This window comes from Bacteroides sp. f07 (assembly GCF_042854785.1).
In the GTDB taxonomy this organism is placed as follows: domain Bacteria; phylum Bacteroidota; class Bacteroidia; order Bacteroidales; family Bacteroidaceae; genus Bacteroides.
Map to the genome: position 1 here is coordinate 1,034,316 of NZ_BAABXI010000003.1, position 23,277 is coordinate 1,057,592.

The 23,277-nt window shown below is 41.4% G+C and carries 20 protein-coding genes and 2 pseudogenes; 6 read left to right on the forward strand and 16 right to left on the reverse strand.

Going from position 1 to position 23,277, the window contains the following annotated elements; all coding sequences use genetic code 11:
- Positions 1-85 precede the first annotated feature (85 nt).
- Together ACGHVY_RS23635 and araJ are read left to right on the forward strand one after the other, a co-directional pair.
- Positions 86-1,021, forward strand: a pseudogene (locus ACGHVY_RS23635) (alpha/beta hydrolase family protein); the annotation flags it as partial.
- 255 nt (positions 1,022-1,276) lie between these two features.
- Positions 1,277-2,419 (forward strand): MFS transporter AraJ, encoded by a 1,143-nt coding sequence (gene araJ, locus ACGHVY_RS23640; RefSeq protein WP_390601955.1) that lies wholly within the window; start codon positions 1,277-1,279, stop codon positions 2,417-2,419.
- Between the two features lie 353 nt (positions 2,420-2,772).
- Here araJ and ACGHVY_RS23645 read toward each other — a convergent pair whose 3' ends face one another.
- From ACGHVY_RS23645 to ACGHVY_RS23660, 4 genes are read right to left on the reverse strand one after another with little or no spacing between them, the layout of a single operon-like run.
- Positions 2,773-3,285, reverse strand: coding sequence for a PH domain-containing protein (locus tag ACGHVY_RS23645; protein ID WP_390601956.1), 513 nt, complete (start codon positions 3,283-3,285; stop codon positions 2,773-2,775).
- A gap of 5 nt (positions 3,286-3,290) precedes the next feature.
- On the reverse strand, positions 3,291-4,088 hold the full coding sequence (locus tag ACGHVY_RS23650; RefSeq protein WP_390601957.1) for a hypothetical protein: 798 nt from the start codon (positions 4,086-4,088) through the stop codon (positions 3,291-3,293).
- Positions 4,078-5,127 (reverse strand): radical SAM/SPASM domain-containing protein, encoded by a 1,050-nt coding sequence (locus ACGHVY_RS23655; RefSeq protein WP_390601958.1) that lies wholly within the window; start codon positions 5,125-5,127, stop codon positions 4,078-4,080. The genes ACGHVY_RS23650 and ACGHVY_RS23655 overlap by 11 nt, the downstream gene beginning before the upstream one ends.
- A 59-nt stretch (positions 5,128-5,186) precedes the next feature.
- Complete coding sequence (locus tag ACGHVY_RS23660) at positions 5,187-5,834, reverse strand: hypothetical protein (RefSeq protein WP_390601959.1); 648 nt, start codon at positions 5,832-5,834, stop codon at positions 5,187-5,189.
- A 159-nt stretch (positions 5,835-5,993) separates the two neighbouring features.
- On the opposite strand from ACGHVY_RS23660, the gene ACGHVY_RS23665 reads away from it, so the two are divergent.
- Positions 5,994-6,749 (forward strand): helix-turn-helix transcriptional regulator, encoded by a 756-nt coding sequence (locus ACGHVY_RS23665; protein WP_390601960.1) that lies wholly within the window; start codon positions 5,994-5,996, stop codon positions 6,747-6,749.
- A 1-nt stretch (position 6,750) separates the two neighbouring features.
- On the opposite strand, the gene ACGHVY_RS23670 is transcribed toward ACGHVY_RS23665, so the two are convergent.
- A complete protein-coding gene (locus tag ACGHVY_RS23670; protein ID WP_390601961.1) occupies positions 6,751-7,509 on the reverse strand; it encodes a ThiF family adenylyltransferase in 759 nt (252 codons plus the stop codon).
- A 480-nt stretch (positions 7,510-7,989) separates the two neighbouring features.
- Here ACGHVY_RS23670 and ACGHVY_RS23675 point away from each other — a divergent pair, with 480 nt between their 5' ends.
- Positions 7,990-9,657, forward strand: a complete 1,668-nt coding sequence (locus tag ACGHVY_RS23675; protein ID WP_390601962.1) for an ISL3 family transposase — start codon at positions 7,990-7,992, stop codon at positions 9,655-9,657.
- 379 nt (positions 9,658-10,036) lie between these two features.
- Positions 10,037-10,711: pseudogene (locus tag ACGHVY_RS23680) on the forward strand (proline dehydrogenase); the annotation flags it as partial.
- 123 nt (positions 10,712-10,834) lie between these two features.
- Here ACGHVY_RS23680 and ACGHVY_RS23685 read toward each other — a convergent pair.
- Both ACGHVY_RS23685 and ACGHVY_RS23690 read right to left on the reverse strand, forming a co-directional pair.
- Complete coding sequence (locus ACGHVY_RS23685) at positions 10,835-11,203, reverse strand: hypothetical protein (RefSeq protein ID WP_390601963.1); 369 nt, start codon at positions 11,201-11,203, stop codon at positions 10,835-10,837.
- 42 nt (positions 11,204-11,245) lie between these two features.
- A complete protein-coding gene (locus ACGHVY_RS23690) occupies positions 11,246-11,530 on the reverse strand; it encodes a hypothetical protein (RefSeq protein WP_390601964.1) in 285 nt (94 codons plus the stop codon).
- Here ACGHVY_RS23690 and ACGHVY_RS23695 point away from each other — a divergent pair.
- Complete coding sequence (locus ACGHVY_RS23695) at positions 11,525-12,646, forward strand: SGNH/GDSL hydrolase family protein (protein ID WP_390601965.1); 1,122 nt, start codon at positions 11,525-11,527, stop codon at positions 12,644-12,646. The two genes, ACGHVY_RS23690 and ACGHVY_RS23695, sit on opposite strands and share 6 nt — an antisense overlap.
- Before the next feature lie 189 nt (positions 12,647-12,835).
- Here the strand turns inward: ACGHVY_RS23695 and ACGHVY_RS23700 are convergent, their stop codons facing one another.
- The 9 genes from ACGHVY_RS23700 to ACGHVY_RS23740 all read right to left on the reverse strand — a co-directional run bounded on the left by ACGHVY_RS23700 (position 12,836) and on the right by ACGHVY_RS23740 (position 23,266).
- A complete protein-coding gene (locus tag ACGHVY_RS23700) occupies positions 12,836-15,190 on the reverse strand; it encodes a hypothetical protein (RefSeq protein ID WP_390601966.1) in 2,355 nt (784 codons plus the stop codon).
- Positions 15,191-15,236: 46 nt separating this feature from the next.
- Positions 15,237-15,629 carry a FecR domain-containing protein gene (locus ACGHVY_RS23705; protein WP_390602071.1) on the reverse strand — a complete coding sequence of 131 codons (393 nt, stop codon included), beginning with the start codon at positions 15,627-15,629 and terminating at the stop codon, positions 15,237-15,239.
- Entirely contained in the window at positions 15,607-16,014 is a 408-nt protein-coding gene (locus tag ACGHVY_RS23710) for a FecR domain-containing protein (RefSeq protein ID WP_390601967.1), read from the reverse strand. Before ACGHVY_RS23710 ends, ACGHVY_RS23705 begins: the two co-directional genes overlap by 23 nt.
- 233 nt (positions 16,015-16,247) lie before the next feature.
- Positions 16,248-16,595 carry a sigma factor-like helix-turn-helix DNA-binding protein gene (locus ACGHVY_RS23715; RefSeq protein WP_390601968.1) on the reverse strand — a complete coding sequence of 116 codons (348 nt, stop codon included), beginning with the start codon at positions 16,593-16,595 and terminating at the stop codon, positions 16,248-16,250.
- Positions 16,585-16,845, reverse strand: coding sequence for an RNA polymerase sigma factor (locus tag ACGHVY_RS23720; RefSeq protein WP_390601969.1), 261 nt, complete (start codon positions 16,843-16,845; stop codon positions 16,585-16,587). Before ACGHVY_RS23720 ends, ACGHVY_RS23715 begins: the two co-directional genes overlap by 11 nt.
- A 24-nt stretch (positions 16,846-16,869) precedes the next feature.
- Entirely contained in the window at positions 16,870-18,834 is a 1,965-nt protein-coding gene (locus tag ACGHVY_RS23725; protein WP_390601970.1) for a glycoside hydrolase family 97 protein, read from the reverse strand.
- A 90-nt stretch (positions 18,835-18,924) separates the two neighbouring features.
- Positions 18,925-20,868, reverse strand: a complete 1,944-nt coding sequence (locus ACGHVY_RS23730; protein ID WP_390601971.1) for a hypothetical protein — start codon at positions 20,866-20,868, stop codon at positions 18,925-18,927.
- A gap of 13 nt (positions 20,869-20,881) precedes the next feature.
- Positions 20,882-22,432 (reverse strand): alpha-galactosidase, encoded by a 1,551-nt coding sequence (locus ACGHVY_RS23735; protein ID WP_390601972.1) that lies wholly within the window; start codon positions 22,430-22,432, stop codon positions 20,882-20,884.
- Between the two features lie 12 nt (positions 22,433-22,444).
- Positions 22,445-23,266 carry a hypothetical protein gene (locus ACGHVY_RS23740; RefSeq protein ID WP_390601973.1) on the reverse strand — a complete coding sequence of 274 codons (822 nt, stop codon included), beginning with the start codon at positions 23,264-23,266 and terminating at the stop codon, positions 22,445-22,447.
- Positions 23,267-23,277 lie beyond the last annotated feature (11 nt).

A 23,277-nucleotide genomic window follows, 5' to 3' on the forward strand; every position in this document is an offset into this window, starting at 1 on the left:
TGAAACAACCAAAACAAAAATCCGGAATAGCTATTGCTATCGGATTAATCATCGGATTCCTCATCCCTGTTTCCCTCTGTGCACAAATGACAACAAGATAACCGGAACATTCACACAAGGAATGCCCATGCCGTTGAATCTGAAAAAAGGCGAAGTAAACCACCCCAAACGCCCGCAAGAGCCTCAGCCGCCTTTTCCTTATAAGACCGAAGAAGTCACAGTAAAAAACGAACAGGACGGCATCAATCTTGCGGGAACACTGACTCTTCCAGAAAAAGGAAACAAATTTCCGGCAGTAGTCATGGTGACAGGAAGCGGCGCACAAAACCGGGATGAGGAGATGATGGGTCACAAGCCTTTCCTTGTCATTGCCGACCACCTGACGCGGAACGGAATTGCAGTATTAAGATGTAACGACCGTGGCACAGCCGCTTCACAAGGCAATCACGCAACAGCTACCAACGAGGATTTTGTAACAGATACGGAAGCCGCTATCAACTATCTGCGCAGCAGAAAAGAAATAAATACAAAAAATATTGGCATTATCGGACATAGTGCAGGCGGAACCATTGCCTTCATCGTGGCCGCCCAAGACCCGTCGGTCGCGTTTATTATTTCATTGGCAGGAGTCAGTGTAAGAGGCGACAGCCTAATGCTGAAACAAGTAGAAATGATTTTTAAATCCCAGGGAATGCCGGATGCGCTTTGGCAAGGAATGAAACCGTCGATACGAAACAGATATACCATACTGCTACAAACAGACAAGACAACGGATGAACTTCAAAAGAAGTTATATGCAGACGTTACCAAAAACATATCGTCCGAACAACTGCAAGACTTGACTACTGTACAGAAAATTTCAACCCAAATAAGTTCAATGACTTCACCGTGGTATCTTCATTTTATGAGATATGCCCCGGCTGAAGCAATGAAAAAAGTAAAATGTCCGGTATTCGCTCTAAACGGAGAAAAGGACATCCAAGTGGATGTGACAATGAACCTTACAGCCATTCAAGAAAGATATTACCGAATGAATACAGAAACAATGAGCCTATCAATGCTATACTTTCCGAACAGCATTCGCTGATACCACACTCCTATTTCTTTATGATTCACTATAGTACATTAAATCCATAGCCTTAAATACACAGCATTGTAAAAATTGACCTAAATCAAAATCCATCATACAGAACTCTACCCTGACTGATTTTGTTCTACCTTTGCACCCACAAAAGAAAAAGGTAAAAATAAAATCAGGTATCAGGTATAGTTTCGTATGAAGAAAAGTCTTATTGCATTGGCATTCGGTACGCTTGGATTAGGTATTGCCGAATTTGTAATGATGGGAATATTGCCCGACGTGGCAAAAGATTTAGGTATCAGCATCCCTATGGCGGGACATTTCATTTCAGCTTACGCCTTAGGCGTTTGTATTGGCGCACCTGTACTGACACTGGCTCGCAAATATCCGTTGAAACATATTCTCTTAGTATTAGTCACCTTGATTATGGTAGGTAATATCTGCGCGGCTATGGCTCCCAATTATTGGGTGTTGCTTGCTGCCCGTTTTATCTCCGGTCTGCCTCATGGAGCGTACTTCGGCGTGGGTTCCATTGTTGCCGAGAAACTGGCCGACAAGGGAAAAGGTTCGGAAGCTGTTTCGATTATGATTGCCGGAATGACTATTGCCAACCTTTTCGGCGTACCGCTGGGAACTTCCCTTAGCACTATGCTTTCCTGGCGTGCCACCTTCCTGTTGGTAGGTATTTGGGGAGTTGTTATCTTGTATTATATCTGGCGTTGGGTTCCTCACGTGGAAGGATTGAAAGATACAGGTTTCAAGGGACAATTCCGCTTTCTTAAAACTCCGGCGCCGTGGCTGATTCTCGGCGCTACGGCATTAGGAAATGGTGGTGTATTCTGCTGGTATAGCTATATTAATCCCATGCTGACACATGTTTCCGGTTTCTCTGCCGAAAGTATTACTCCTTTAATGATTCTTGCAGGCCTCGGAATGGTAATGGGAAATCTGATTAGCGGACGTCTCTCCGACCGTCATACTCCCGGAAAGGTGGGAACCGCCGCGCAGGCACTTATCTGCATTATGCTGTTGCTTATATTCTTCCTTTCGCCTTACAAATGGGCGGCAGCTTTGCTAATGTGTCTTTGTACGGCAGGACTGTTTGCCGTATCCAGTCCTGAACAAATATTGATTATCCGTGTATCAAAAGGCGGTGAAATGTTGGGAGCCGCTTGCGTACAGGTTGCATTCAATTTGGGAAATGCCATCGGTGCTTATACAGGCGGACTCGCTATCAGTGAAGGCTATCGTTACCCCGCCCTCACAGGTGTTCCTTTCGCGCTGATTGGATTTATTTTATTCCTTATCTTTTATAAGAAATATCAAGCCAGATACTAATATTCTCGAAGGTGTTGCTACTTGCTTTTACAAAATTCTATCAAGGCTTAGCGAGACCCGAAGGGGAGCAAATGGATTTATCCGGCTGTTCCCCTTATTTTTGTAAATCCCATTAGAAACGAGATTGAGTACACTTTAATCCAGCCTGTTCCTCTTTAGCTGAAAGATTCATTTTTTAATTAGGAATGAATGAATTCTTTTCGGTAGGGTTATGAATGAAATGATAATTTAGAGTTCATTTCTGTGCAGTTATTTGTTATAAAAAAACAAAAATCAAGTAGGGAGAAAACTTCTAGACTTTTCTCCCTACCCCTATTATCAACTAATTGAAATACCAAAGTTCTATTTATAGCTTACTCATGATGCGTATCTTGGACTATTTTTCTTGATAGTTCTTTTATAAAGCTGTCTCTATCATTACAACTAAGTAGATAGTTTTTGCCTGTAGTCAAGATAAGAACTTGTTGTTTCGCATTTTTCACATAAGAATAATATCTGCCGTATTGCGTACTCCCCATTACCCCTATATATCCAAGGAAACCATTACTCCCAAAGTAACGAATATCATTCTGTACCTCATTATAGGGAATCACCTTTTTGATAGAAGAATACACAATACCTTTCTTATTGAAAGCCCTTTTTATGAAAAGTTGTTTCTCTCCCAAGTAAATAGCCTGTGGAATTACAACTAACATATAAACAAAAATTGAGAGCAAAGTTATAGCCAACAATAGACTTAGTAGCTTATCAGACACAGACTGCATCAGATACGATTTCGCTAAGAACACCAAACCGGCTACTAATAAAATAGCTTTCAGCCAGAATTCCATACGCTTCATTACAGGTTGATAATCTGATTTATACATAATAATCACAAATTTAATGCATTCTGAACTAATTCAACAAGTTCCTTATCAGTATATTGTTCTTTGACTTCCGGATGCTTTTCTTTTACTAAAGACACAACATCTTGAATATACAGGTTGTTATATTCATCAGCTAACTTATACACACTTCCATCCTGCGTTTGAGCATCCCATACTTGTAATGCAGTTTCGCTATTAATAGTATTAGTAGCGGCCACGACAGGACCACTAGGACCACCAATTGCATTATATTCAAGCCCTACTCCTGCATACGCAACTCCAATCAAAATCCATTCACCAATCCACCAAAAACCCATTGAAACATCTGTATCTGGTCTTGAAGCTCTAGTCATACTGTTCTTCAAAAGATTCACATTAGAAGATACTGCATTCTTGAATACATCATTATCTTCACATAAAGTAACAAATCGGCGAATATCTCTCTTCTCAATTGCATCTCTAAATTCAGGCTGACAAATTGCTAATAAGAAACGTACAGTTCCGTCATCTACATTTATCTCTGTTTTCAATCCCAAAGATTGAGCATATCCTACAGGGTCTTTATAAAAAGAATCAGCGGCAGTGGTTTCATTCAAAATCAATTGAGATAGTAAGCCCATATCCTGAATATAGTTTCTTTCATACTCTGACAGATTTTTCATTGAAATAGCAGTAGCATCAGGATTTACGACCTCATTTTTAGGTAAGTCCACATTCAGTATTCCATCTGAATTACTGCAAGATTGCAGCGAAGTAGCAGCTATCGCTGCTCCAACACCAATTGACAAAATTTTACTTTTCATTTTTTTCAGTGTTTTTTTGTTTAACATTATACTTTAATATCACATTGGATGCATATTTGTGTATGTTTTTTCTCACATATTCTATCTTATCACAATCATTAAATAGGGCGAGACAAGCCTCACAATTATGCATATCTACATTAATTTCAATATTTTCATTCCTGTCCTCGGCTATTTTCTTTAAAATAAATTTTGGTCCATCAACATATGCCCATACTTTCAAAAAATCATCAAATTGTTCTGCATATATTTCTTGAATACTTTTGGAATTAATATTACCCAATTTTAGATATTTAACCCTTTTACAAGCTAATCCACAACAAGCATATACATACCCTTCCACATCAATAGGAATACTTTCAAATAAACTAGTACATCCATAGGGTACAACAGGACGTTGCAAACATCTACATTGAAGCAATTCATTATAATTTATATCTCGTTTAATTTTATCTTCAGAATTAAATGGAATCCATATACCAGAAGAAAAAGCGACCTTATTATTTTTAATATACTCTTTCAATTCTTCGTGCTCACGAAAATTTCTTTCATTAAAAGTTGAATTGGGGTTAGTTTCAATATTTACCAAACAAACTAAATCTAATTCAGCAGATGCCTTAATTGCATTAACTATATTATTGAAAGGAACCCAAACCTGATGATCATCACCAGTACTCAGATTCAGCTCATTCAAACCTAATGCCTTCATTTTTTTTAATATAGAGTATGCTTTATCATAACTGGAAGCCCAATAACCATTGGAAACAACTCTAGTCATAAGACCTCTTTCATTTGCAAATTGCACGGCATGATATAGATCATCTTTTAAAGAAAAGCATTCTCCACCACTAAAGACTACCAATTGTATTGTAGGAAAGGCTTCTGTACATTTATTAATATACATCTTTATTTGTTCAAAAGACATTTTACCTTTACGGTCTTGATTGCACTCAAAACAACAGTTTTTACAAGCAGCCGTACAATAATAAGTTGTTAGTAAAGATATTGTTCTTGGAGAAATTTGTTTAATTAGTTCCATTTATTATAATATTTAATGTTGTTATCAACAAGTTCAAGGTAGATTAAACTCCACTTACATTATGCGACTTTTTGTTTTGAATTTTCAGATATTAGTAGCAACTCATATTTTTTATAGAATGTTCTCAACCCTTCAGAAGAAGAATATATTGGGATAGTGTCAGAACCAAGATATACACACCCTCTGCCAAGTGTTTTTACATCAATAGATAACATTCTCATGATTCGCAATAATTTGCTATCCGATTCAGCCAACATATAACTATTGGTGTGACTAACAATTGGATGAATGGCAAGCATCATTAACTGCTTAAAAAGGATTAATGATGAGGCATTACAACATGAATGAACAGCAAATCTTCCAACATGCCAGAACGAGAATTGATTTGAATTATGAAGTTCTTTAAGAGGATCAATATCAAATATTTTCTGTATCGGCAGTATAGAATGGCGATCCCATGCCATTACTCGAATACACCCTATCAAATCACCTTGAGTATCTTCTGCTACAAAAAGATATGATGAAGACACATATCTCATTTCCTCTTCATATATATATTGAATTTCTTGCTCAAAATTCACTAAACAAGTATCCCCTATATGATGTTTGTAATTTTCGCGAACTATAAAATCAGCGATTTTATACAAATAAGATCTATCAACCTGAAAGATATTATAATTAGTATTTGTTATTAAAAGTCTTTTCATATTTATTATTTTTTGACTGCACAAAATTACTATGCCACAAGACGAAATCAACTACACAAAAGTGTATAATATGACAAAATCACATAAATAACACACTTTTGTGCAGTAAATAGACACATTTAAAGAATAAAGTTTATACTTTTGTAAAAACAATAAATCATGGCTATAATAGAAGACTTCCTTATATCAACAAAACATATAGAGAATATTTCAGAAGAGGAGTATGATAAAGCTAAATCACTATTAGTTATATTAGACGCTATAGCACGCACAACTTATCAAAGCCTTTATATAATAGATTATTTCCGAAACGATTTCCTATATGTTTCAGAAAATCAATTACTATTATGTGGACATACCGCTGATGAAATAAAAGAAATGGGATTCATGTTCTATATAAAACATGTGCCAAATGAGGAACAAAAAATGCTAGTAGAACTAAATAAAAGTGGATTTAATTTTTATGAAAGATTGCCAATAGAAGAACGTATGAGTTACAGCATATCGTATGACTTTCATATTATATCAAATAAGAAGAAAACCCTCATCAATCATAAACTGACACCAATCGCCCTAAGCAAAGATAATAGAATTTGGCTGGCGGTCTGTGTGGTATCGCTATCCGCCCATGAATCACCTGGTCACATTGAAATACGAAAACAAGGACAAACATCATTCTGGGAATATGTATTAGATAATCACAAGTGGATAGAAAATTCAGGAATAATTCTAACTGAAAAAGAAAAGGATATTTTATCATTATCAGCACGAGGATATACCATGAATGACATAGCTGATTATTTATGCGTAGCAATAGATACAGTAAAATTCTACAAACGAAAATTATTTCAGAAATTGAATGTTAAAAACATTGCCGAAGCCATATCTTTTGCTACAAATTACAAATTATTATAGCCTAATTATTATCATAAAAAATAGAAGACAAATAAAATTTCGGAAAAAACTTAAGTTCTTTGCCTGTCGCTAAATTATATAAAGCGTGAACACAATGCCCAGCGGCAATCCAGGATCCTACAGAAAGCTGCGGAACTGGTGAAATACCATATTCTTTTTGATACGTGTCTATTACTTGTTCAAGCCATTTTTTGGGCATATTCCCAAAATTACCATAATGAGTAACATATTTAGCTACCTCCAAATCAAATCTTTCTGGCGTGCTTGCCAACTGCGATAATTTAATTCCATCAGGCTTAACTATCGTCAAAAATCCAGCCCACCCAAAATTATACGGATGCAACACAGATATATTATATTTCTCACAAATATTATCAAATACGAATGGTATATCAGATGCAAAATCCAGCGCATTAATTGCAACATCGTGATCCTTAATCAAGCTTTCTACATTATCTTTATTAATAAAACAATTATGATAATTAATACTCGCAGACGGATTGATATTCAATAGTCTTTTGGATAGACATTCAGCTTTATATTGCCCAACATCTAACATATCATAATTCTGTCTATTCAAATTACTAAGTTCAACCCTATCCCCGTCAACAATAGTAATAGACTCAAATCCAAACCTTATGGCACATTCAGCAATAATACTTCCAATACCGGCTCCGCCTAATATTATGCGATATTTTTTAAGCAAATTCTGTTCCGCTTCACTTACATAAATCCAATTACGGCTATATCTTTCTTCCATAAAAACATTGTTTTGCGTAAAGATAAGGCTTAGCTTTAATTTTATTACTACACAAAAGTGTAAAATTTGATTTAAGATAAAGAACAACGCATACAATCCAGCGAATAAGAATCTAATTAGCAACAAAATAAAGAAAGCAGAAATGAGATAATCAGTACTCAAAGAATCTGACCGCCCAAGAAGAAAAAGACTTTATATTCAAGTTGTTGAGCAACTGCTCTAGACTACTATCAATACGATTTAAAATCTTATTCATTTCTACAGTAGAACAAAACTATGTAGGGATGAGTTTGTTTATTTCCGTACGGTTTTGAGCAAAATAACCTTCCTTATAAAATGAAAAAGGTTCTTCGTCAAATTTGGTGGTAATCTCTTTTTTATTTCGATGGTTTTCCTCTTCTTCTTCCTTAATCCTATAAAAAGTTGTAGATATGTTTGCTTTTTAGTAACTTTAAAGACACCACATCATTAAGAGTTACCATGCAACAAGCCATATCTACAACGTACAAATATACATCAAAAAAAGAAAATACTCCTACAAATAGGGGATTATTCCATGATTTCAGATTCAGTCTTGGCTACGATAATCTGCAACAAGATGGTATCTCTGAAGCAGTTGGCTCATTGAGGGTCTTTTTACATACGGCTGGCAAGGGGGCTTCCTGTCCTTATTGCGGACATTTCAGTCACCGGTTGCACAGTTACTACTCCCGTCATATTCAGGATCTTGAAGTTTACGGTCATAGTTTGGAGTTAGTCATCAAGGTTGGTAAATATTATTGTGACAATGTTTCTTGTCCGCAAAAAATATTCTGCGAACCGTTGTCTTTTCTGGCTCGTCGGTATGGTAGACGGAGCTATCTTGTTGAGGAACGCATCAGATCGATAAGCTTGGAACTTACTTCCCGAAAGGCCTCTTCTCTTTTGCAACTGTTCCATATAACGGCCAGTAGCTCTTCCTGCTTACGCATCCTACAACAGTGCGGGCAACATAATCCTATGCATAATAAAAGTATTTATGTAGGTATTGATGATTTTGCCTATAAAAAAGGTAAGGATTATATGAGTGTGGTCGTAGACCAGATGACACACATACCTATTGCTTTGTTAGAGGATAGAAGCGGAGAAGCACTTGATAACTGGCTCATCCGGAATCCTCAAATACAATATATAACGAGAGACCGTGGAAGATGTTTCACAGAGGCTATAAACAGAATAATCCCTGGTGTTACACAAATCTGCGACCGGTTCCATCTAATCAAGAATATGACGGACACGATGATACCGGAAATAGAGAAAATGATTCGTCAGACCAAGAAAAAGCTCAAGTACGAATATCCTGACAGAGACACGGCTTCTTCGTTAATTCTTCAGGACATATTTAACATGGGAGATGTCCGACACAGAGAAAAATTGAAGATATACAGGGAAAGCCTGAACTTAAAAATGCAGGGGATGACCATTGAGCAGACAGCCACACATTTGGGCAAGAAAAGTCGCTACATTTATAAGCTCATTCACAACAGGAGAATAGGGGCATACTTGAATGAGCAACAGAAGACAGCTCTTAAATATGTATCCGAACTGGCTACAATCATTAGTGCGGGCTGTATTACCCGAAAAATATTGGCACAAAAAATGGGGAGTAAAATCAGTGGCGCACTTATTAGAAGGATAACATCCAGCTTGCGAAAAATGTATCAACAAAAGAGGAAGGAAGTCAAGGAGCATAATGAGAGCATTGAAAACGGAAGTAAAACACAAAGAGTTTCACAGAATCAGATACGCAAATACATTCTAAAGGGAGAATCGGATAATCCTAAACTAGCGGAACTGTATAAGTCCTCACCACAGATTAAAGAACTCTTAGGCGTGTGTCAGAATTTCAGAGATATGATTAATGGGAACACTTATGATAAGGATATTAGAAAGTGGATTGAAAAAGCGAAGGCAACACGGAATATGGCACTGACGAACTTTGCATATGGTATTGAAAAAGACTGGGAGGCAGTACAGGCAGCTATTGATATCCCCTTCAGTAACGGATTACTGGAGGGGACAGTGAATAAAATTAAAGCGGTAAAAAGACAGATGTACAATAGGGCAGGAAGTAAACTACTGAGAGCCAAGATTCTTTATTCACAATAAAAGAAGTACCACCAAATTTGACGAAGAACCTTTTCATTTTATATGGAGAAATATTTAGTTCATTTCCGCATCAGTCATAAACCAACTCAGACTAAATCTTTTGAAATTCGAATTCAGCACAGTTGCATTTTCTTCTCCTTTTACTTGAAAATCAACAATTTATTTTTATCTTTGTGAGAAGTGTAGCCTTTTGTTTCTAATAACTTTAAAAAACGACGAATATGAAACAACAATATCTGTTCGACCGCTTCTCGCAGCAAGCGTTGCAAACCCTGCATCGCTACCGTGCTGTTATGTTCAGCCCCACCTTCCGTGATATGTAAATTGCAATTTGAGATTCTTTTCTTCATTTTCCACCATCTACATAGAACAAATTCTTATGGACAAACAATTTCAACCGACCCTCACTGAAGTACAGGATTGGGTACTCAAACTATATCAGACTTGTGAAGATACCATTACTGAAGCCGAACGACGGGAACAGCATAAATACGCCGTTATGGTGCAGCGCCCGCAGGACAAGAAGTTCCTGGTCAAGATGCTCGATGAATCTTCACAAATCCGTGACCGGAGAATACTCGCCAAACGCATCAAGACTCTTCTCGACCAATACGGCGTACCCGAATTTCTGAATAAACGGGATGCTTTCCTCTTCAAAATGTATCAGGCATTCGGCTATCATTTCGACTTTATCGCTATCCCGATTATCAAAAAGCGTTTGCGCATGGATACCTCGCAAGTCATCATCAATGAGGAACGTCCGCAACTCACAAAGCATCTCGCCACCCGTGCACAAGAGAAAATCGGGCAGAACGTAAATCTGCTGGGTGAAGTAGTGCTTGGTAACGGGGAAGCCGACCATCGTTACCACCATTATTTAGAAGCGCTGGAATCACCCGATATTAATTATATCTCTGTGAAAATATCGGGAATATACGCTCAGACCCATGCCCTGAATTATGAGGAAAGTTTTCCTGAACTCGTCTCGCGAATGTCCGCACTTTATCAGAAGGCTATTGATTTTCCGTATATAGACGAAACCGGAGCAAAACAAGGGGGTGTGTCAAAACTAAGGCACATCTCCTTGTGCATAAAAAAGGTTGTGCCAACGTTTTGACACAACCTCCAGTGAATAAAATTAAAGCGGTAAAAAGACAGATGTACAATAGGGCAGGAACTAAACTACTGAGAGCCAAGATTCTTTATTCACAATAGAAGAAGTACCACCAAATTTGACGAAGAACCAGTTCAGCCCGAAACCGTACAATTGTTCTTCCTTACGAAGCGGCAAACGCAACGTTGTCCTGCCGCCTTCAATCCGCCCGACAACCTGGCCGGCCAAACCGGGTAATCCAACTTCAGGCAGCCGTTTGAACCCCTCTTTCAAAGGAGTGGCTCCCGACACTCCCAACAATGAATACGCTTCCGGCTTACCGACTGTACCTTTCCATACGCCCGGTTCCACCTGCTCCCATTGCACCTGTCCGTTTGCCGAATACAAAGCCAGCCAACAGACCATAAAACTTATCAGTCTTTTTATCCTCATTATATTACTCCCCAAGATTAAAAATTTTTATACTCTAATTTATCAATATGCTGCGAAATCCAACAATAAGACTTCTTTCGGGCGAAGTGTCAACGAAAGAACATCACCATAACGATACTGCTTCCGAGCCACATCCGACTTATCCCCCAATACAGAAGAAACCCGGTAAGCTCTCTTCATATCCGGAATCAATCCAGTCTTACGATCCAAGGTTATCTTATATTCACGTTGCTCTTCCGAAGGGTTATGAACGGAGATATATCCTTGTTTCTCATTCCACGCTGTGTAACCGTATACTTCTGATTTCCTGGGATTCCCACCATGCATCCTCACCCGCTTGAATGTAGGAAATGCCTGGCAAACTCTTTCATCCGTTTTGAGAAGGAACGGAAAGGCCGTGTCGCTTTCTTTGGCGGTTCTATCACAGAGATGCGCGGTTGGAGAAATATGATTCAAGACCAACTGAAACAACGTTGCCCTTTCACCGAATTCGATTTTGTCGATGCCGGCATACCTTCAACCGGAACAACTCCCCATGCCTTCCGAATGGAAAACGACGTATTGTCAAGAGGAGATATCGACCTGCTGTTTATCGAAGGTGCCGTAAACGACCATACCAACGGGTTCTCGCCACGCGACCAAATCCGGGGAATGGAAGGGGTAGTCCGCCATGCACTGACAGCAAATCCTCATACCGACATTATCATGCTGCACTTTGTATATGAACCTTTCCTTCAGATGTTCCCCAAAGGGCAGACACCGGATGTTATCCTGAACCACGAAAGGGTTGCCAATCATTATCTGATTCCTTCTATTAATTGTGCACAAGAAGTTTCAGAGCGGATAGAAGATAAAGAATTCACCTGGAAAGAATTCGGCGGTGTACATCCTAAATGGTTCGGACACAAGTTTTATGCAGCCGACATACAAGCACTATGGGACGAAATGTGGTCATTGCCGGAGAATTGCACGCGCCAACCGCACGAAATACCTGCAAAGGCTTTGGACAAATACAGCTACACCAACGGAAAGTTTGTCGACTTGAAAGAAGCCCGGATTGAGAAAGGCTGGAGCATCCTCTCTTCCTGGCAACCGAAAGAGAAAACGGGTACACGAAAAGGGTTTGTCGATGTCCCGATGCTGTACTCCGATACTCCGGAAGCAACTTTCACGTATTCCTTCAAAGGAAAAGCAGTAGGCTTGTTCATGGCTTGCGGTCCATATTCGGGAATCATCGAATACAGCATTGACGGCAAGGAATTCCGCAAACCGGATACATTTACCAAATGGAGCAAGGGACTCTATCTTCCCTGGCTATATGTACTGGATTCGGAACTGGATTCCCAAAAGACGCACAAACTAACCGTACGTATCTCCAAAGATAAAAATACGAAGAGTAAAGGTACGGAATGTGTAATCCGCAATCTTGTAATTAACGAATAAGAATTGACTTAAATCAAAATTTTTCATACCAAACTCATCCTGGCTGATTTTGTTTTACCTTTGCACCCGCAAAAAAGAAAAGGTAAAAAGTAACAGGTATCAGGTTGAGTTTGGTATGAAGAAATGAGCGTACTGGAAAATGAAGATAACAACAGAAAGCTTTTGAAATAACCAATCACCCGCTGCAGTTCACTGAGCGGTGGTTAGGTTTACAGAGCATGAAGACAAAGACTGTGTTTCTCCTCCATTGACAGATAGTTGCAATGGGTTTGAAGTACAGACATGAAGGCGTCTGATGTGGCGGTCAGTAGATACATACAGACTGTCTCCGCGAAGTCTTGCCCTGCAGTTCAAAGCATTGAACCTGCCGTCAGACTCAACACGGACATAGGCTGTTGAAATCATGGTTTCCTCCAAAGCCTTGAAAATCTCATAGACTGTGTGGTCGCCGGCTCCTCCGATTTCACCGAAATTACAGAGTTTCGTTTCATCTGCAGGACGCAACCATGGGCTTATCATCTCCAGATACTGCTCGCCTATTACCTTATCTTTGTAGTCGATCCCCCCTTTTCCGTCCGAGACACAGATTCGTCCGTCCATATAAGGGTCAGGAATGAAGCCCCAGCGCAGATGACCGTCTGCTGTCATCAACTGAACGCAGGAGCCGAGCGTATCGTTCAAATCATTCCAGTACTTTAAGTCCCCTGTCAGCAGGTACATATAGTAAACCGCATAGATTTTCCATGCTGTCCAGCCGTGAGGAGAGTTCATAACCTGGTTTGGAGTGAAATAAACATCAAGAGCCTCCCAGTAACGAAGGGTCGCGCCACGCATACGTGCGTCAGGAATGAGGTTCTGCTCCAGACAGCGGTGTCTTTCCAGCATATATGAAGCCGCATTGCAGTATCTATCTCGAGTGGCAGTATCTTCTGCATTGAGCGCGCCCAAAGCCAGTTGCAAGGCCGAACAGCTTATCATTCCGTCCTCGAAAGTCATATCACCTTCCGTCTCAATATTGTCCAATCGCCGAGCCAAATCCTCAACAGCCCTCATTGCGGAGTCATAGTGTTGCGAATAGTGCGCAAGCCAAGTCGAGTCGGCAGTCGTCTCAAAATGGGCCTTTTCCGCTTCGGCAAGCTCCAACATGGATTTGGCAGGATAAATGACTGCGGTATAATGGATGTTGCCCGAACGGTAAGAGCCATCTGCAGCCTGGATACTTTCGCTTGAAATATAATCCCCTATACGCGAAGCCACCTGCAGATATTCCTCCTTGCCTGTTGCTTCGTAAAGATCCACCAGTATTCCCATCAAGGAGGAAAAATTCTGAACTCTGTGAGGATTGGCGTCTTTAGCCGGAAGACCAGTCTCAGGTTCTATGAGCAGGGTCATATCCCGCAATAACCTTTCTTCAAGAATGGCGTCATCCTGAGACGGGAAGTGGCGGAAAGCAAGAAAAGCAGGATAATATCCATAGAACATCTCGCAGGAATTACCCATCACAGGAGGGTACTTCATTACGAAATCACGCGCCTGAGAAAGATAGCGTGACCAGTCTCCGCGTACATTCAGAATGGCTTCCGAACGCTTTCCACAGGCATTCACAGCCACAATCCGGCATTGTCCTTCCTGGCGAAGAGCAGGAAGGACAGTCGTCCAGACGCTATCCTGAATATGACTTGCTTTCAACTTATGAGACCTTCCCTTGGTATCCGTAAAGGTCAATGAAGTGAGGTCAGATGAAGAATATACTGTCAGTCTGTCGTTTTCTCCACAGACAAGCGTATATTTATCTGCCTCCATCAAAGGGGCGGACAACCATGAAGACAGAGCAGGTTTCACGTCTTCCGGACGAGCGACACAGCCCAAGTGCATGGTCCACGTCTTGTTCTCTCCAGGGAGCAACTGCGCCATACCGGAGGGATGACGGGATGGAAGAGGACCGCAATGAAGCATATCCCAACTGGCCGTATAAATCTGATGTCCCCATTTCCATTCCTTAATATCCCTGTAAATATAATTCAAAGAATAAGAAGCTACAGGGTCTTCCACACCGACTGCCATAATGCCACCAAGCGGTGACATGAAATAGCCCCATGCGAAATCACGCTCACAACGCAGCAGAGTCGGGAAATACTTGTCATTCCACAATGGATACGAACGCATTTCCGAGTCCGTGCCAATGACCAGACTTGCCCTCATAGGCGCGAAAGTCGAAGAGGTTTCGTTAAGCATCCCACACTCCACTGCCAAATGGTCTGACATAGGAATATATTTTATCGTATAGACATTCCCGTCCTTATTGCCACGGAAAGAAAGCGGTGCCCCGTCACATGGCGACATTTCCACTCCTTCCCATGTAGGACCCGCAAAATCATCCACCCTGAAAGGCACAACCGAGCCGTACTGAGTATATTCCAACAGAACTCCGCGTTTTGCATCCAGAACGGCCGTCCAGTTATCCCCCGAAAGAGGCAAAATGTCGGATGCAAAAGCAGACAAGACAGGCATAACTGCAAGCAACATCCCTAATATATGTTTCATCAAAATACTAAAATTCATATCAAATACGTTGAATAACAGAATATAATCATTTCCTTACGGCATACACATCATACACAGCATTACCTGAAGAATCACCATCCGGACGATGCACACAGCGCATAGGAATGCCAACCTCCAGCAAATGTAAAATATCATTAAGCCCTTCGTTGACAAAAGTGACATGAAAACGTGCATTCACAAGTGTAGAATCGACTATGACAAATTCTACAGGATAAATTTGAGACAGCCTCGCAAGCACACTTGGAAGATTGTCGTTGTCAAAACAAATACGTCCGTCTTTCCATCCGCAGTACTTCCCGATATCTGCATGATGAATAACGCGGATGCCGTCACTGCCTATATGAAGATTATCCTCAGGTGCCAGTTTTATGTGTGCAGACTCAGCCGTCGTGACATCAACCACACCCGTGGCAAGCATCACATTCAGATATTTCCCGCCATAGGAATTGACATTGAAAGCAGTACCGGTTGCACATACCTCCATATCGCCGGCCTTGACCACAAAAGGATGCTTTGTCAGCATGCACCTCAAAATAAGCTTCTCCATCAAGTGATACACGCCTTCTGTCCCCGTCAAACGCCTCAGGATATTCAAGCCTGGTATTGGAATTGAGCCACACATGAGAACCATCAGGCAGCTCCGCCTCAACCTTCGCTCCATAAGGAGAGCTCAGACTGATAAAACGCTCTGGGGTCGGTTCTTTCTTACCGAGCATTACAGCCAGAGTAACACTTACACATAAAACCGCTGCCACAGCTGCAGCCGACATCCATGTCAGACGTCTGAATTTGCGTACCCGCATTTGTCTATGCACTTTCCGCAAAGCTTTGTCTATATTGATATCAGTATCACTGAACGGAGGATCACATGCTGCTTGCAAAGTCCTCTTATTTTCGAAAAAACGACGGTGGGACTCATCAGTTTCCACCCATTCTTCAACTAACGAGATCTCACTGATATTGGCTTCGCCTCTGAGCAGCTTATCGATCAGGGCGTCCATCTGTGAATACAATTCTACATTTTCTTCTGTTACATTCATAGCTGCAGAAAAGAATAAAATATTAATACAATAATCCAATAGCGGTCCAGAACCTTGAGAAAATGCTTCTTTGCCTTTCTCATACGATCCTCAACAGTACGGACAGAAACTCCCAAGTTCACGGCAATCTCGGAATACTTCAGCCCTTCATGCCTGCTCAGACGCCACGCCTCACGTTCATTATCCTCCAAGGTAGCTTCGGCAGCAGCTAAAAGTTTCTGCAGTTCGCTGTAAAACAGCATTTTGTTCGTTTCATCACCGAGAGTATACGGAGTCACACGAAGAAGTTGGTCGGAGCGGAAACGACTCTTAATGTCACAACGGTGCAATTCATTAAGACACATATTCTGGGCACTTCTCAAGAGATATGACCTGAAATTTGATATGGACGGTAATCATCTCTCTCATATCCCAGATATGCAGGAAGAGGGACTGCGAGATATCCTCACAGTCCTCGACTCTGTCCATAAAACGCCCGCAAAACATCACCACATCGACATAGTATTTTCTGAAAATACAATCAAAAGCCTTGTGATCACCTTTGCCCAACGCCTCTAACAATTGCTTGTCATCATTTGTCTTAACTTCATTCATCAGGATACAATCCGGGGGTCAAACCTATTTCAATGAAATCTTAGCTGCAAAGCCTCCTCCAGGAGCCATATGAACAATCCTGGCACTTGAAGGAACTTCCTTTACCCTCTTGTAATCGGTAGCATCCCGATGGGCGTTGACTCCATCCAGATACCAATCAGCTTCATACTGAGCATCAGGCGAAAGGAAGGATAAATCAACTGTTACATCACGAGCTGTCCAATTGGTAATACCTCCAATATACCAGTCTCCGCCCTTGCGACGTGCAGTCACAATAAATTCCCCTATTACTCCATCCAAAACACGTGTTTCGTCCCAAACGGTAGGAATGTCCGCAATATAATCAGTACATTCCTGCTCACTTTCATAATTTGTCGGAGAATCACAAAGCATATTCAGAGGAGAGTCCAGCACAGCATAAAGTCCTAACTGATGACATCTTGTGCCCTGACTCATAGGCTGGGTATTGCTCGGATGATAACTCTCTCGCGTACCGTTGCGCATAGCACCTTGTGTGTAATCCATAGGACCGCCGACCTGACGGATAAAAGGAATCTGAGTGTCGTAACGAACCTGGTCGAGACGAATATCATAACCTTTGAGTCTTTCAAGACCATTTACACCTTCTGTATTCAACACATTAGGCCACTTGCGGTTGATGCCGGCAGGAATATGCGAGCCATGGAAATCAAGAACAAGATGATAACGGGCGGCTGTCTCGGCTGCCCGGTCAAGGAATGCAGTTTCATGTGCGTCATTGCTATCCATAAAATCAACCTTGAAACCTTTCACGCCCATTTCGGAATAATGGCGACACACTTCTTCAAGGTCTTTATCGAAAGGTACATAACCTGCCCAAAGAATAATACCGACACCACGTTCTTCGGCATATTTCACTATACCCGGCATATCAATTTCCGGCACTATATCGAAGAGATTGCCACAGCCAGGACAACTCCAGCCATCATCCATGATGACATATTCAATACCGTTTTTAGAAGCAAAATCAATATAGTATTTATAGGTCTCATTATTTACTCCTGCCTCAAAATCCACCCCCTTGATATTCCAGTAATTCCACCAATCCCAAGCGACCTTGCCAGGTTTGATCCATGATGTGTCTTCTATACGGCAAGGAGAAGCCAACTGGTATGTAAGCTGACTTGATGCGAGTGTCAAATCATCTCCAATGACAGCTATACGCCATGGAAGGCCTCTTGGACCATCAAGTGTAGCAATGAAATCCTCTCTTTCATCCACTATTTTCTGGATGTCAAGATATCCTCCGACATGCTCCTTTTTCGGTTTGCAGGCTTGAACTCCTTTGAGGGTCGTACCGTTTCCACCAAGCAAATACATTCCAGGATAGCCGGCAAGATCACTTTCAGAAAAAAGCACACGCACCCGGTCCGAAGGTTTCACCACAACAGGCAGGAATGACATACGCTGAGGATTGAGCCTGGATAAGTCCGCCTCCTCATACTCGTTTTCAAAAGAATTGAAGAATTGCGATTCCTTATCCTTACATCTGTCAAAACGAATATATGACACAATAGTACGTGCATCTTCGACAAATGTGTAGTTTATACTTTCTTCCTTCACATTCACTGGATTTTGACCAGTATAGACCCAATGGTAGGCAAGGCCGTCATTATAGGCACGGAATTCCACTTTCCAGTCCTTTGCAGCAATGAAAATCAAACTATTGTAGCAATCCCTGATAGCCGTAGCACGATAAAAAGGAGACGGAATAAGTTCATCCACCTTTGCAGATTTCGGAGCTCTGACACTACTGAACGTCTGTTCACCAACAAGTGTAAGAGAAGCTGTTCCTCCGTATAAATGAGTACCCCTGTAATTTACAGAGTATGACAGTTTGTCCGTAATTGTAATCTCCAATGCTCCGTCAGGTGAAGCGAGTGACCACTCACGCGCAAAGCACGGCAGCACAAGTAACAAAGTCAATATCGATATCAGTATTTTTTTCATTTCTTATATTTTTATCGTGAAAGTTCATTTATTGCCTTCCTCAAATCGTTGATGATAGGAGTCGAAGGTATTGTAATCTTCTATGATTAGTCATGATTGTTTAGCCGGTTCAAAAATGACATCACACCCGGTGTTCCAATAACCGCCCATATCCCCAGGTTGCGTTGTAGGCACACAGGTCATCACTACTGTAATCGTACCGACAAACTCTTCTGGTATAACCACATTCTCACCACTCTGTATCCAAGTCTGATGCTCTCCGAATTTGAAGCCTGCCACGCCCTTCCAGCCTCTTTCAGAGTGTTCTATCCATACTTCGGAACCTTCGGGTATCTTGTTTTTCTCTCCATCAATAACACAGGTATATGTGATACCGTCAGTAGTCGTCATCTTGTATGACGGATACTCATCGTTGCCGTATTCATTTTTGTAAACACCTTTGATATAGACTTCACGAGGTTCGGCTACAGAGTAAATCATTTCTGAAAGGTCGTCCTTGATTCTGACTGTGAATGAACCACTGTAAGGAGGGTAAACATAAACATTACTTTTATCAAATGATGGTTTCAATGTTTCATTGAAGTGGTTGAGAGAAACATATGGACATTCTGACCTTGCCACAACCACACTTTCATCGTATGAAAGACCATATCCCTCTTCATTCTTAAGTAATATTCCAAGCTGTCCGCTCCAATCGGTGATATTAATGGTGAACCAGCCGTTCTCCGGAGTCACAGGAGCATTATCAGCAGGAGTCCATTTAATATCTGCATTGTTGATTTTCATACCCCATCCGCTGATGTAGAGAGCCTCATAAGCTCCTCGTATTACTTTAACCTGACTGAGATCAACACTGAATTCCAAGGTCCAGTTCATAAATCCCGGAGCATTTTCCACTGAAAACGGAATAGCTGTTTTTTCAGTATTCCTGACAACATCCTGAAGAACATTGAGGTTGGACATTGAAGCAGGCATAATCTGATTGGCATCAAAACTGTCGCCCGGTGCAGTGGAAATATAAATTTCAGTTGCGGCATCAATAGAATTCATGACAAAGTCAAGCGTTACGAAACCGTCCACCACCGGGAAGCACAAATCATCAACAGCAGGCTCACCCGCCAATCCCCAATTGACAGCTTTACCATTGACAGTGAATCCTGCACCACGCACATAAATTTTAGTGTTTTCTTCCGTTCCGGTAGTAGCCTTGATTCCGGCAAAATCAATATTCATTCCCGCAACAAGACCTGCACGCAAAGCTTTGCCCAAAGTGAATTTCTTGGTCCAAGTCTTTCCACCGGTGGATGTCACAGTCACAATCCACTCGGCTGCCTCTGTCTGAGGAGCGCAGGCAAAGAAATTTCCTTCCAATGCCGAGGTATTAAGAGATAGAGTCTTGAAAGCCTCTGAAGCAGAAAGTTTGCCATCTGCAAAACTATAAGTAAAAGTACCGGAAATATCCTCAGTCGATTTAATCGTAACAGATGATATGACATCCGAGCCTTCATTCTCGAGATTCTTGATATTGACTTTTGCATAAGCATTGACATGTATATAAGTCAAGTCAATGTCTGTAGGTACCTGCTCGAACTTCTTGGTCTTGGCAGCCAGATTCATGACAACGGTAGCGCCGGTAGCAGGCTCTGTCGGAATATTAACTGTAGCTGTGCCGGCAGAAATTTCCGTTGCAGGATAGATAGAATAGAAAGTGTAGCCATCCTGAGTTTCAGTTATCTTGACGTCTTCAGCAAAATGTGCAGCGTCACCATCAGAAGGAATAGTCAAATCAATAAGTTTGCTTGAATTGACATAAAGAGGAAGAACATCGCCTTTCTCCCAATAAGCCGGATATTTATTATCCTCTGTCAGTTCACCGAAAGCCGCTTTGGTGTCAGACTGGGATGAAGATACATTTATGTTTAGGGTATGAGTAGTGGCCACACCCTGTTCAACTGAATTGTTTTCTTTTTCGCAAGCTGTCAATGCAAATGCTGCAATAGCTGTCAATACTATAAGTCTGATGATATTTTTCATTTTGTCCTCCTTTCTAATAATTCCATTCTTCATGAACGGCGTCATTTATACTACTGTCAATATCCGATGAATTGTTTTCCTCCGGAATAGTGCGGCTCAGTTTCATGATTTTGCAGGAATGGGCTCCAAGAGTATATGAAAGCTCGTTTTTTTTCGTTGTCTCTGTTCTATGTTGCCAAAGGTCGCGGACATACCACTCTCCGTCCAGACCGACATCTTTCAACTTGAGAGTGCGTGTCCTGGCGCTGTCATCACGGTTGAAGAACGCAACAATAGGAGTACCATCGCTCATTTTTCCATACCATATATTGCTGCCTTCGCTGTTGATTTTACTATCCAAAGGATGTGCGCAGAAACGGTCTGCATTCAGGGCAAGCATTTCCTTATTCTGGAAGAATCTGATTCTGTTCTCTATACCCTTGTCCCAAGGCAAGTCACCGATAACTACAGGGCCACCGGCTATCAGTTGAAGCGACACAGCGAACTCACATTCAGCGTCTGAAGCATAGGTATGCAACATCAGAGGGTCGCCATCAGGAATGATTCTGTCCTTACCGCCCATGACATGATTCCAATAGGTGAAGCCGTCAAACTGGTTGCGGCAATTCGGGAAATTGAACCATGATTGTCCACGATAATTGGACGAAGTGATGGTCCAGGTACCGTCCCATGCATCTCCTGTAATACGCGCCATATTGCCATAGCATCCCTCAACCTCAGCATTATTGTAGAGATTAGGCATTACAAGAGATGTGAAGATTCCGTGTTTCTTAGCCTCCTGTGCCACTTTTCCCAATGCACGTGCGTAATTGACACGGCCATATCCGTAACCATTCCAGTCATAATCAATACGGCTCCAGCCATCCTCGTAACAAAGAAGGAAGTCAATACGGATCATTTTAACTCCCAAGTCATTATAATGCTTGAAGAAGCCCTCTATGTATTCCAGAGCCCCGGGATGATTGTAAATAATCCAGTTGTAGGAATTCACCTCATGATCAGGCTTGTGCTCGGAATAATCCTTTTCAGGATCAAAAGCAAGCGAGCCGACTGTATAGGATGTACCCGGTATGAGTTTTTCAGGATCACAATTGTACCAAAGCGGGCTGTCATATATACCTGTCTTGATACCTCTTTTGTTTGCCTCATCGACCAGCCATTTTATCTCAACCTCGGTCTTTCCCGAGCCACGACTTGTCGTATATGGATGGTTTTCGTCGATATTGTTGAAATTCCCCCAACCATCAGTACAAATCAAATCATAGCCGTAAGGGACAAAATTCTCTTGAAGCCAATCCAATATCTGAGAATATTCCTCTTTAGTAGGCAGGCAGTCATTGCTTGCCTTACCGGCTCTCGAACCAGCACGGTTGAAGCCATAGGTAGACCAATACAAAGGGGCTTTGTATGTGTGGATATTTCCCACGTCAGGCAGGTCGTCCGGTAATTTTGTATACGGCGCCGTGGATGGCGGACGCATTTCATACTCCTTCTGGCAGGATGCAAAAGAAAGGAGCAGGATGGAAAGGATAAAGTATGTTAAAAATATATTGATATTCTTCATAATTGAATTTTATTATTTTCCTAAGTATGTGCAATTATAAGTTTTGGTACCGAAATCGAATACAAGCCTGTAATTGCCAGCCCTGACAACTCTCCACAAATTGTCAGGTTCGCCTCTGTAAGGCCCGTTAAAAGGGCGACCGACTATATCATCCGCACCTATCTGCTCAGCATTCTCAGTAGGATGGATGAAAGGCTGGTTCCAATCGCGGTTTTGGACTGCAATTTTGAAAATTCCTTCAACAAGAGGACCTTCATAAATCCAGACATTCGCATCGTTCACACTCTGTTTGAAAGCAACAGCCAAAGTCGGATCCATTTCCGGATTATCAGGGGTTGCGCCCAGAATGAAAAGAGCCGTAAGGTCATACGGAGCTTCTCCAAGGAACTCGCTGCTATAAGTGAAGTCGCGGAGATTGAAGGTCAGAGTATACATTCCTCTATAACTCACAACCCACAATTCATCTTCACCGCGGCTGCGTGGCTGCTGCATGGTTCTGTCAACAATAGGATCTTTTCCTATATACTCGTTTTTTTCCCAAGGATGAATATTTGGCTGGTCCCATGTGCCGATTTTGAAACAGAGTTTGAATATACCTTCGTTCAACAATCCGCTATAACGCCAGATAAAAGGATCGTCCTCATCCTGAACCAGAGGCTCCGGACGGTTGATGTCCATATTGTCATTGCCCGGAGTCACATCTCCCAGAAGATACAAGTTCTTCAGTTTGAAAGGACGGTCACTGCCGATGTGTATCAGGTCTTTCTCTGTACTACAGCCCCCTATCATCAGAAAACTGAAGAGAATCAATAATATATGTCTTATTCTACGCATTTCATTTCGCT